Below are 11,758 nucleotides of genomic sequence, written 5' to 3' on the forward strand. Positions count from 1 at the left end.
TTTTGTCGGTTTCGTGTTTATGTTTAGTTAAAAAAGATAGTATCCTGAAATGCTGATTATCGACTATAGTTAGTTCGTTGTTTGTAGTTCGGAGTTCGGAGTCCGTTTCAGTTCGAGCGCAGTCGGGAAAAATAAAAGATAAACTTTTTCACTTCTTCTCTTTTTCACTTCTTAACTTCTTCACTTCTTCACTTTTTAACTTTTTACAGTGCTAAGGCTTCACTTCATCTGCAGGAACAGGTTTGTCTTTCCGGTTAATAAAAAGGTAGTAGAAATTTACCCCGACAATAACTGCATTTGTCATAATTACCGGCCAGGAGTCGATTAAAATTCCGTAAATAATAAATAAAATACAACCCAGGCTATTTACAATTCTAAGCTTTATGATATTTTTCATAAAAAAAGAAATGGCTACAAAAAAAGAAGAAAGGTAACCAATCCATTCTGTTGCTGAAATTCCGAGTATTTCCATCTGGTTTTTGGGTATAAAAAAGGCCGTCAAAAAGTACCACTTTATTGACAGCCCTTATTGCAATGTAACAATTATATTATTTTATTACGCTTACGATCATTTTCTGTAAGGAAAATTTTTCTGATACGAATATGGTTTGGTGTAACCTCAACATATTCATCTTTCTGAATATATTCTAAAGCTTCTTCCAGTGAAAATTTAATCGCCGGAACAATCTTCGCTTTATCATCTGCTCCTGAAGAACGTACGTTAGAAAGTTTCTTAGTTTTGGTGATATTAACCGCCATATCATCCTGACGGGAGTTTTCTCCAATTACCTGACCTTCGTAAATATCTTCTCCCGGATCTACAAAAAACTTCCCTCTGTCCTGAAGTTTATCAATAGAATAAGGAATAGCTTTTCCTTTTTCCATAGAAACCAAAGAACCGTTTTGTCTCTCAGGAATACCTCCTTTTAACGGCTGATATTCTTTGTAGCGGTGAGCCATAATCGCTTCTCCGGCAGTAGCGGTTAGCAACTGGTTTCTTAAGCCAATAATTCCCCTTGAAGGAATAATAAACTGGATAACCATACGATCACCTTTTCCTTCCATGCTCAACATCTCACCTTTTCTCATGGTCACCATCTCTACCGCTTTTCCCGAAACATTTTCAGGTAAATCGATAGTCAGCTCTTCAACCGGCTCACATTTAACACCATCAATTTCTTTGATGATCACCTGCGGCTGACCAATTTGAAGTTCGTAACCTTCACGACGCATCGTTTCAATTAACACCGAAAGGTGAAGTACACCACGACCAAAAACCATGAATTTATCGGCACTATCTGTTTCTTCAACCCTAAGGGCAAGGTTTTTCTCAAGTTCTTTGAACAAACGGTCTTTAATATGACGGGAAGTCACAAATTTTCCGTCCTTTCCGAAGAAAGGAGAGTCGTTAATTGTAAAAAGCATACTCATTGTAGGCTCATCTATGGCGATAGTTTTTAAACCTTCAGGATTTTCTATATCGGCAACGGTATCGCCAATTTCGAAACCTTCAAGACCAACAATAGCACAAATATCACCTGCCTGTACTTCTTCAATCTTTCTACGGCCTAAACCTTCAAAAGTATGTAGTTCTTTAATTCTTGTTTTCTTAATGCTACCATCTCGCTTTACAAGGGAAACCTGCTGATTTTCCTTTAAAGTCCCTCTCTGAAGTCGCCCAATAGCGATCCTTCCTGTAAAAGAAGAGAAATCCAAAGAAGTGATAAGCATTTGGGGCGAACCAACAAGATCTACTTTTGGAGCCGGAATATGTTCAATTACCATGTCCAGAAGAGGCTCGACATTATCTGTCTCGTTCCTCCAGTCATCACTCATCCAGTTATTCTTGGCAGATCCATAAACTGTTGGAAAATCAAGCTGCCATTCTTCGGCACCCAGTTCGAACATAAGATCAAAAACTTTCTCATGCACTTCCTCGGGAGTACAGTTTTCCTTATCTACTTTGTTGATTACAACACAAGGCTTAAGGCCAAGGTCAATCGCTTTTTGAAGCACAAAACGCGTTTGCGGCATAGGCCCTTCAAAGGCATCTACCAAAAGCAAAACCCCGTCTGCCATGTTTAAAACACGCTCTACTTCTCCCCCAAAGTCGGCGTGACCAGGAGTATCTATAATATTAATTTTTGTGTCTTTGTAAGTAACCGAAACGTTCTTGGAAGTAATGGTTATCCCGCGCTCTCTTTCGAGGTCGTTATTATCCAGAATAAGATCTCCGGTATTTTCGTTGTCGCGAAAGAGCTGACAATGGTACATAATTTTATCGACCAGGGTAGTTTTACCGTGGTCAACGTGTGCAATAATTGCGATATTTCTGATAGCTGTCATATAAGCCTGTTTTAAAAGGCTGCAAATGTACGTCTATTTTTCAGGAAATTAGCAAACTTAAAGGAGATAATTGCAAAAATCGGCATCCCGCCTAAATTCGGGCAATAAACTGTAAATCAAAGGGCTATAATTCTATGTTTAAAAAGGAAAATATGATCGTAAAGCGGAAGAAAAAGCAAATTTTCTTCAATTCTGAATAAAAAGAGCCGAAAAAGCTTCAGAAAAGCGTCAATTTTTAATTTAGGAAGAAGAATTTCACTATTTTTTGAAGAATTTAAGAGTGGAATTAAGAGCCAAGCCTCCAATTTGGCAATTATCGCTCATCTGCAGAGGGACCATAAGTGGAAGGCACATCAATATCCAGCAACCGGAAATAAACGCCCATTTGTGCCCGATGGTGTGGAAGCTGACTCAGCACCATCATTCTCAAAACATCCAGTCGCGGCATTTCGAGTATTTTGTTTCCGTTTTTTAGCATCCGCCAATCCTTTTGATACTCCTCATCGTCCTTCTTAAGAGAATTTTCTGCCTGTGACAGGTTAATTTTAAAAGCTTTTATAATTTCGGGAACAGTATTAAAGTCCGGCGTAGCATAGGATTCCATATCCATCTCACTCATTTCCATTGTGGCGGTAATCCAACTTGGGATTTCGGCCATGTGATTTGCCAACTCCTTAAAGCTCATAGATTTTGAATGCGGCCGCCAATCCAGCTTTTCTTCGGGTATCCGGTTAAAAAATTTAATAGTTAAAGCCGCTTCCTGCCGGAGCTGGGGCAGTAATAGATCCTGGATATCCATTGTAAAATTTTTAGGGTCACTGCTGTGAATTTACGATAAATTTAAAAGAAACAATTATTAATTTTTTCAGAAAAATTTACCAGAAATTTATCCTCCTGTCAACCATAGAACAGAAGATTTAATTCTTTTATCTTTGCTTCAGGAAATTCTTTTACTGAATTTTTTCCAGGCGCTGAGAATGCCCTGAAAATTTGATGCATCTAAATATTGTTAAAATGAAGCTGAACACTATTCCGAAGATAAAAAACACGAACGCTAACAATTTCTTTTTGCTTTGCGGACCTTGCGCTATTGAAGGGGAAGAAATGGCTTTAAGGATAGCTGAAAGAGTGGTTGAGATAACCAGCAAACTGGAAATTCCGTATGTTTTTAAAGGCTCCTTTAAAAAAGCTAACAGAAGCAGAATAGACAGCTTTACCGGAATTGGAGACGAAAAAGCATTGAAAATCCTTAGAAAAGTTTCCGAAACTTTTGACGTTCCCACCATTACCGATATTCATGAAATAAGTGACGCCGCCCTTGCTGCGGAATATGTTGATATTTTACAAATCCCAGCTTTTCTTGTAAGACAAACAGACCTTGTTGTTGCTGCCGCCGAAACCGGAAAAACCGTGAACCTGAAAAAAGGACAGTTTATGAGTCCGGAAAGTATGAAACACGCGGTTACGAAAGTTAAAGACTGTAACAACGAAAATGTGATGGTAACCGATCGTGGGACGATGTTTGGCTACAGTGATATGATTGTAGATTTTAGGGGCATCCCTACTATGAAAGAGTATGCAACCACGGTTCTGGATGTTACCCATTCCCTACAGCAACCCAACCAGAGCAGCGGAGTAACCGGCGGCCGTCCCGATATGATTGAAACGATTGCGAGGGCTGGAATTGCCACAGGAGTAGATGGTTTATTTATGGAAACCCATTTTGATCCTGCCAATGCTAAGAGTGACGGCGCGAATATGCTTCACCTGGACCATTTGGAAAATTTATTGAGCCATCTTGTAGCTATAAGAAAGACTATAAACGGATTTTAGTTACTTTTATGTGACAATTTGATTGAAAGAGAGAGTATATCCCCGGAGCTTATGCGTATTGAATTGATTGTGATTAAAAAATAAAGCCATGATTACAAAAATAAATGGTGAAAGCATATTCTATTCAGCGATATGCACCTTCTGCTATTTCGCTTTTTTGTTTTTCAACGAGTACGTGTTGAAATCGGAAAATATTGTAATTGGTTTTTTCCAGGAGCTCTTAACAATTCCTTTTTTAGGCTTACAATTCCTCCTATTTGTGTTTGTTTTCAATAGAATAATCAGAAGAAAAGAATTTTCCATAAAAAACTATTCTTTCTGGGCATTCTGGATTCTGCTTCTTAGCAATTCCATAACTTTAGGTAGCCTTTTCCTGAATATTGGTTAAGAGGTTTCCATATAAAACGGTCCTCCGCATGATGGATGCTGGCAACTATTTTAAAAGCAAAAATTCTGAAAAGGAATTTTTCTCTATGCCGAAAATTGCCATTTTTGAAGGTCCGCTTTTTTTGAATAATTACTTTAACTGAAGCTGTACCATTACCGGAAAATGATCTGAAGGATATTTCTGCTCGTAAGAGTTATTAAGCACTCCGTATTTCAGCACTTCTATTTTTTCTCCTGTAAAGACGTAGTCGATTCGGGAAATTGGAGTTTCATGAAATTCGTAGGCATTGAAAGTTTTTTCAGGTCCAAAAGCGGCTTCTTTGCTGATTATTTTGCTGTCGTTAAGTTGTTGGGACAGGTACTGGATACCTTTAGAATCAGGTTCAAGATTAAAGTCGCCTGTAAGAATTACCGGATCGTTTTTTGGATTTACTCCCTCTATTTTTTTCCAAAGAAGCTTTACACTTTCTTTCCGGGCCCTATCACCTCTATGGTCAAGATGTGTATTAAAATGCCAGAATTTCTTTCCCGATTGTTTCTCCTTAAACAGCGCATAGGTACAAATACGCGGATAAGCGGCATCCCAGCTTTTTGAAGGTTTTTCTGGAGTTTTTGAAAGCCAGAAGGTATGGCTCTCCAGCACCTCAAATTTTTCTTCTTTATAGAGTATAGGGCTAAATTCCCCTTTTCCATCTTCATTGCGACCAGTGCCTACATAAGCATAGCCAGGTAAATTGTTTATAAGGTAGGTCAATTGTTCTTCCAGTGCTTCCTGCAGGCCAAAGATATCTGCCTCAAAAAACCGCATAAGGCTGCTGAGGCTTTCTTTGCGCTTGGACCAGCTGTTTTCACCGTCTTTCTCGTTGGCATACTTGATATTGTAGGTAATCAATTTTATTGGTGCACTGGCGGTAGTCATGACAAGCAGATTATTCTGGATTTACAGCGTGTTGTGTGCTGAAGAAACAATGGAGCAGTAAAGATTTAACTAATTATAATATCTGAATCCTGATACGGCTTTTGTAAATTTCCAATCATCTTGTAAAGGTAAGAAATTTAAAATCTCTATCTTTGCTTTTGCGTTAGGGATAGCAGCGGAAATCCTTTTTATGAAGTATGAGCAAAAAGATTGAAGCGAATAGCCCGGCCACCGGAGCTTTTGCGAAGGGGGCTACGCCCTTGATATTGGCATGAAAAATGCTACAAATAGGATAAGTTCTTTACATAATGGGGTCGACTTGGTTTTGACAGCGGGTCTAATTGAGTTGTAAGCACGTAGAGCGCTGGGATATAGCTCTTAAATCTCATATTTCACACTTTTTTAAACGGCGAGAATAACTACGCCTTGGCTGCGTAACCGAATTATAGTAGGTTACACTTAGTCCCTGCAAGGCAGGGAGCCGAGATGTCCCGCGAAGGCCTTGATTTACGGCATTTGCAACAGGGGCACCGATAAAGTAAATATAGGAACTGCAGGGCCTTGATGTAGTTCTGAAATTTAAGTGAGGATACGTGTAAAGTTGGTGGTTTTCGGCCGGCTTTGCATCGACAACCAAACGAAGACTAAACGTGTAGAAAGCTTCTGAATTGCTTGTTTGGACGAGGGTTCGAACCCCTCCGACTCCACTTTTCGAGTAACAAACTCGATCAAAAACCCCGAAATCCCAGGATTTACGGGGTTTTTCATTTTTAATGATATCAAGTCATATCAAATTTTTTGTGTGCAATTCGGCGACCAATTTCCTCCTCGAAAATCACACACTGGAAAGGGTCAAAATACCTGTATTACAATTTTTTACAAATATTAAAGTTTTAATTCGTGCATACTTTTTTAGTGCTTTAATCTCGAAGTTAAAGACCAAAAGAATGCACAATCAGTATCAGCTCACATTTTTCATTTTTTTTCTATTTTCGCTAAATGAGATCCCCCCGATACCTTCCTATCCTGCTGTTAATGTTTTCAGCCATAACCAGCTGTAATAAAACCTCGGAAAATACTCCGGCTGAAATTAAAACTGGTTCAGCAGAAGCATATTTTCAACAAGCTCTTAATTCTAAGGAACCTTCCAAAATGCTGGTTCAATTTAAAAAAGGCCTTAAATCACGAAAAATAACTAACGATACTATAAAGTACTACCTTTTGGATGGGATCATCTACTCATTCAACAAACTTAAGGAATATGATAGTTCCATGGCTTATTCGGAAAAAATGATCAGACAGGCCAGGATTAATGAAAATACCTATTTTGAAGCTTTGGGATACTATCGGAAAGCAATAATCCATCAGTATTTAAATAATTATAAAGAGCAATTCAGAAATGCCTTTAAATCCCGAAACCTATATCTAAGTATAGGAGATAGCCTGAGAGCTGGAAAAAGATCCCTGGAAATGGCGAATGCCCAGAGCAGCATGTCAGATTATACAGGAAGTCAGGAAAATGCTACTCTTGCATTGAGCCTTTTACAGAAGACCAAAGACTCATCTTATATAAGCAGTGCTCTAAACCAAATTGGTATCACAAACCGTGAGCGTGGCTTTTACCAGGATGCAATAGCAAATTACGAATCTGGTTTAAAATATTCAACCTCAACTGAAGACAGCCTTTCCTTTTTGAATAATATGGCCCTGGCATATAGAGATAATGGTAATTTCAGCAAGGCAATTGATTACCTCAAACTGATCAATTCCAAAACTGAATATGCTGATAAGGAATCGCACGCCAGGTTTGTAGATAATCTTGCCTACACTGAATGGCTCAAGGATTCAACAGCCAATGTGTTAGTTGCTCTTAGATTGTCGCTGGAAATGAGGTTGAAAAATAATGATCTAAAAGGCCTGACCTCTAGTTACAACCATCTTTCAGATTATTACTCAAATAAGGATAGGGTCCAGGCCAAAGAATATGCCGTCTTGTCACTGGAGGCCGCCAGGAAAAATGACAGTAAAATTTCAGAATTAAATGCTCTGGAAAATCTTCTTAGCATTGTAGAAACAGGGGAATCTGAGAAATACATCAGAAGATACCTTCATTTAAACGACAGTCTAAAAACAGGAGAATTAAAGGCTAAGAATTTCTTTGCCAAAATCAAGTTTGATGAGGAACAAAAACAGAAGGAAATTGATGATCTCCAGGCTAATGCCTTAAAGCAACAACTGGAATCTGAAGAATTAAAAAGTCAAACCATAATTCTTTCTCTTGGTGGATTGCTGATCCTGGTAAGCAGCGGGTTCGGATTTTATTATTTAAAACAACGCCACGAAAAAGAAAAAATTCAGGAAACCCATCTCACTGAAACCAGAATTTCTAAAAAGATCCACGATGAATTGGCTAACGATGTATATAATGTAATGAGTGGAATGCAGGAAATTGCATCAAATGACATCATGGATAAACTAGATCATATTTACAAGCGCACCCGTAATATTTCCAGGGAGAATAGTAGTATTCCGATGGGAGATAATTACCTGCCTCACTTAATATCTACTCTTAGTTCTTCCCTTCCAGAAAATACCCGACTTATTTTGCGTGGTGAAGAAAATATCAATTGGAGTAAACTGAGTCCCGAGAAAAAGATCGTCTTATACAGGGTTTTACAGGAAATGATGATCAACATGAATAAACACAGCCAGGCGAGTTTAGTGGCGATAATCTTTTCTGAAGAAAAAAATTTACTAAAGATCCAATATTCTGATAATGGAGTTGGTCTTTCAAAGGAAAGTCTAAAATCGGGCAATGGAATCCAAAATATGGAAAACCGTATTTTTTCTATAAAAGGAAAACTTAATTTTGAAACCGAACAGGAAAAGGGATTAAAAATTTTAATCCAGATACCAATATAGTATTCCGGCATGTTTAAAAAAGTATTAGTAGCAGAAGATATGGACAGTATCAACCATGCCGTTGCATCTGTTTTAGAAGAAATAAATATTCCTGAAGTTGCACATGCGCAATATTGCGACAAGGCCTGGCTTTTAGCCAAGAAAGCCTCTCAGGAAGAAAAGCCTTTCGATCTACTTATCTGTGATCTTTCATTCAAGGAGGACCACCGGGAAGAAAAGATCAACTCTGGAAAAGAACTTATAGCCATCCTGAAATCTGAAAATCCAGATCTCAAGATCCTGGTAAATTCAATAGAAGATCATCCGCAAACCGTAAGAGAATTATGGGATTCTGGAAATATAGAAGCTTATGTATGTAAAGATCGCCACGGACTAAAAGAATTAAAGAAAGCAATCCTACATTTAGATCAAGGTAAAACCTATAATTCTCCTTCGATTGAAAAGATTTTGAACAAAAACAACCTGTTAACCTTAAACGATTTTGAAATAAATATTGTAAAGTATTTGGCAAAGGGCTTCTCTCAGGACGAAATTCAGGAAAAATTGAAAAGTCAGAATATCAAACCTAACAGTAAAAGTGCAATTGAAAAAAGGCTAAAAAGTCTACGGGAAGATTTTAGCGCGAAAACAAATCCCCATCTTATCTACATCATGCAGGACTTGAAGTTAATATAATTTGCCAGGCCTTTGGAAGTTAAATTGAGTAGGGTCGATTTTAACCGAATGTTATAGAAGAAGAAATGGAATTAATTCCTGAATTACTGCTTGGCTAAATCTCTCACACTTCATAAGCTTAAACAAATAAGCGAATTCTTTATATCCATTTATTTTAATGTTAAGCTATAAATTAACAATACAAATTGAAGCATAAAACGTAAAGAAGGTTTAACAATACTTTACCAGAAGGACCACCTCTGTATAAGGCTAAATAAGAGTATCTTGAAAATTAAAACAGAAAGCTGTGTGACAGGTTTCTGTTTCAATTTAAATAAAGGCGGTGGGTGATGAAGACAGCAAATAAGACCAGAAGCAGGCAAAAATCTTTGTCCGATCATGAAGATACAGTGGCAATTGCTTCTAAAAAAGAACTCCAGACAATTTTAATGATCACTTCTTTTCCTCCCAGGGAATGCGGAATAGCCACTTATTCACAAGACCTCATTAAAGCTTTAAAAAACCATTTTGGTAATTCTTTTAAAATACAGATTTGCGCACTTGAATCTAAATTTGAAAAGCATGATTATGGAGAAGAAGTAAAATTAGTTCTTGATACCGATGATATGGATTCATATCATTTTGCTCTAAGCCGCATAGCAGCTGACACTACAATTAAACTGGTCGTTATTCAGCATGAATTCGGCTTCTTTAAGAACACCGAAAAAGAATTCCTCCTTTTTCTTCAATCTTTAAAAGTACCGGTTGTTATTTGTTTTCATACCGTACTTCCCAATCCCGGGGAAGATTTAAAAGCACATGTAAAGCAAATTGCCCAGAATGCTGAATTTTTAACGGTTATGACAAAAAATTCTTCCCGAATTCTTCAGGAAGAATATGGCATAGCGAAAAATCATATTAAAAGAATCCCGCATGGCACTCACCTGGTCAAGCATACTGGTCGTGACATCCTTAAAGAAAAATATCATTTTGAAGGAAGACAGATTCTGTCAACTTTTGGTTTGCTGGGCCCGGGAAAAAGTATCGAAACCACTTTAGATGCCCTTCCTTCTATTATTCAGGAATTCCCGGATGTACTCTTCCTGATAATTGGCAAAACTCATCCTTCTCTCCAAAAGCAGGAAGGAGAAACTTACCGGGAAATGTTAAAGCAGAAAGTGGAAACACTCCATCTAAATGAGCATGTAAAATTTATTGACCGTTTTGTAGAGCTTCCTGTACTACTCGAATACTTACAACTTTCGGATATTTACCTGTTCACTTCCCGCGATCCCAACCAAGCCGTTAGCGGCACTTTTTCTTATGCACTTAGTTGTGGCTGTCCCATAATCTCTACTCCTATTCCTCATGCCATAGAAGTATTGGGCAACGATAAGGGCATTATAGTCGATTTTAGAAATCCCACTCAGTTAGTACAGGCAGTGAGAAAGCTTTTGAGGGACAATAACCTGAGAAAAAACCTGTCTTTTAATGCTTTACACGCCACTGCTCATACCGCATGGCAAAATGCTGCTATTGCACATGGCATCTTATTTAACAAAGCAGTCAGCAATCAACTGGAATTAAAATTTAAAAAACCTGAAGTTAACCTTGATCATATCAAAAATCTGACTACAGATTTTGGGATCATACAATTTGCGGTAATTTACCTGCCCGATATTTCTTCGGGATACACGCTTGACGATAATGCCCGTGCATTGATCGCCATGTGCAGGTATTATGAAAGTTCCGCCAAAAAAGATGCTTTAAAGTACATCAAAATTTACTTCAACTTTATAAAATACTGCTATCAATCTGATGCTTCTTTTCTAAACTATGTAGATGCTGATAGAAATTTTACTGAACAAAATTCCACTGTCAATCTGGAAGATTCCACAGGGCGGGCCATATGGGCATTGGGATATTTTTATCACATGGCAGATTTACTTCCTGAAGAACTTCAGCAAGAAGCAAAAGAAGCCGAGAGCATCATTGAAGAAACAGCTCAAAGAATTTCAGAAATACATTCTACCAGGGCCATGGCTTTTATTATAAAAGGACTTTATTATTATAACCAGAAAAAAAGATCGGCTGTTCACCTTGCACTTATAGATAAATTTGCAGACAGGATGCTTCAAATGTTCCGTCATGAAACTGACGAAACGTGGCGGTGGTATGAATCTTATTTAACTTATGGTAACTCTGTCCTTTCAGAAGCAATGTTATGTGCTGCACTTGCTACAGGCAACGAAACTTTTAAAGAGGTGGCTAAAACTTCTTTTGACTTCCTGCTATCAAAAATTTTTCAGAATGACCGTATCTGCGTCATTTCAAATCAAAATTGGTTGCATAAGGGTGATGATGTAAAAGAAATAAGTGCTGGAGGAGAACAACCCATAGATGTAAGCTATACTATACTTGCCATGGAAAAATTCAATAAAGTTTTTCAAAATGACGGATATGATTTAAAGAAAAAGCACGCGTTCAACTGGTTTTTAGGAAACAACCACCTGCACCGCATCATTTACAACCCGTGTACCGGGGGATGCTACGATGGCCTGGAAGCTACTTATGTAAACCTTAACCAGGGGGCAGAGTCAAGCGTAAGTTATTTACTGGCACGGCTCTCTTTTCCCGCAGTTTCTTCGGAAGCTACCGCAAAAACAGTAAAAGCCTTGCTTAAAAAAGAAGATTAGG

At 38.0% G+C, this 11,758-nt stretch carries 8 protein-coding genes and 1 other RNA gene; 5 read left to right on the forward strand and 4 right to left on the reverse strand.

Annotation, left to right across the window (positions count from 1 at the left end):
• Positions 1 to 211: 211 nt before the first annotated feature.
• From RM529_RS08110 to RM529_RS08120, 3 genes are all read right to left on the reverse strand, one after another.
• Positions 212 to 472, reverse strand: coding sequence for a YgjV family protein (locus tag RM529_RS08110; RefSeq protein ID WP_489752731.1), 261 nt, complete (start codon positions 470 to 472; stop codon positions 212 to 214).
• A gap of 71 nt (positions 473 to 543) precedes the next feature.
• Positions 544 to 2,346, reverse strand: a complete 1,803-nt coding sequence (typA, locus tag RM529_RS08115) for a translational GTPase TypA (RefSeq protein ID WP_311484307.1) — start codon at positions 2,344 to 2,346, stop codon at positions 544 to 546.
• A 313-nt stretch (positions 2,347 to 2,659) separates the two neighbouring features.
• Complete coding sequence (locus RM529_RS08120; protein WP_311484308.1) at positions 2,660 to 3,145, reverse strand: DinB family protein; 486 nt, start codon at positions 3,143 to 3,145, stop codon at positions 2,660 to 2,662.
• 215 nt (positions 3,146 to 3,360) lie between these two features.
• Here RM529_RS08120 and kdsA point away from each other — a divergent pair, with 215 nt between their 5' ends.
• On the forward strand, positions 3,361 to 4,179 hold the full coding sequence (gene kdsA, locus RM529_RS08125) for a 3-deoxy-8-phosphooctulonate synthase (protein ID WP_311484309.1): 819 nt from the start codon (positions 3,361 to 3,363) through the stop codon (positions 4,177 to 4,179).
• A 517-nt stretch (positions 4,180 to 4,696) separates the two neighbouring features.
• Here the strand turns inward: kdsA and RM529_RS08130 are convergent.
• Positions 4,697 to 5,485, reverse strand: a complete 789-nt coding sequence (locus RM529_RS08130; RefSeq protein ID WP_311484310.1) for an endonuclease/exonuclease/phosphatase family protein — start codon at positions 5,483 to 5,485, stop codon at positions 4,697 to 4,699.
• A 310-nt stretch (positions 5,486 to 5,795) separates the two neighbouring features.
• Between RM529_RS08130 and ssrA the strand changes: the two genes are divergently transcribed.
• The 4 genes from ssrA (at position 5,796) to RM529_RS08150 (ending at position 11,757) form a co-directional block, all read left to right on the forward strand.
• Positions 5,796 to 6,195, forward strand: a transfer-messenger RNA (tmRNA) gene (ssrA, locus tag RM529_RS08135).
• Between the two features lie 289 nt (positions 6,196 to 6,484).
• Complete coding sequence (locus tag RM529_RS08140; protein WP_311484311.1) at positions 6,485 to 8,407, forward strand: ATP-binding protein; 1,923 nt, start codon at positions 6,485 to 6,487, stop codon at positions 8,405 to 8,407.
• Between the two features lie 9 nt (positions 8,408 to 8,416).
• Positions 8,417 to 9,082 (forward strand): response regulator, encoded by a 666-nt coding sequence (locus tag RM529_RS08145; protein ID WP_311484312.1) that lies wholly within the window; start codon positions 8,417 to 8,419, stop codon positions 9,080 to 9,082.
• 329 nt (positions 9,083 to 9,411) lie between these two features.
• Positions 9,412 to 11,757, forward strand: a complete 2,346-nt coding sequence (locus RM529_RS08150) for a glycosyltransferase (RefSeq protein ID WP_311484313.1) — start codon at positions 9,412 to 9,414, stop codon at positions 11,755 to 11,757.
• Position 11,758 lies beyond the last annotated feature (1 nt).

Source organism: Autumnicola edwardsiae (assembly GCF_031846505.1).
Classification (GTDB): Bacteria; Bacteroidota; Bacteroidia; order Flavobacteriales; family Flavobacteriaceae; genus Autumnicola; species Autumnicola edwardsiae.

Coding starts and splice junctions, on each gene's coding strand:
- RM529_RS08110 (WP_489752731.1), bottom strand. CDS start 472: ATGGAAATACTCGGAATTTCAGCAACAGAATGGATTGGTTACCTTTCT.
- typA (WP_311484307.1), bottom strand. CDS start 2,346: ATGACAGCTATCAGAAATATCGCAATTATTGCACACGTTGACCACGGT.
- RM529_RS08120 (WP_311484308.1), bottom strand. CDS start 3,145: ATGGATATCCAGGATCTATTACTGCCCCAGCTCCGGCAGGAAGCGGCT.
- kdsA (WP_311484309.1), top strand. CDS start 3,361: ATGAAGCTGAACACTATTCCGAAGATAAAAAACACGAACGCTAACAAT.
- RM529_RS08130 (WP_311484310.1), bottom strand. CDS start 5,485: ATGACTACCGCCAGTGCACCAATAAAATTGATTACCTACAATATCAAG.
- RM529_RS08140 (WP_311484311.1), top strand. CDS start 6,485: ATGAGATCCCCCCGATACCTTCCTATCCTGCTGTTAATGTTTTCAGCC.
- RM529_RS08145 (WP_311484312.1), top strand. CDS start 8,417: ATGTTTAAAAAAGTATTAGTAGCAGAAGATATGGACAGTATCAACCAT.
- RM529_RS08150 (WP_311484313.1), top strand. CDS start 9,412: ATGAAGACAGCAAATAAGACCAGAAGCAGGCAAAAATCTTTGTCCGAT.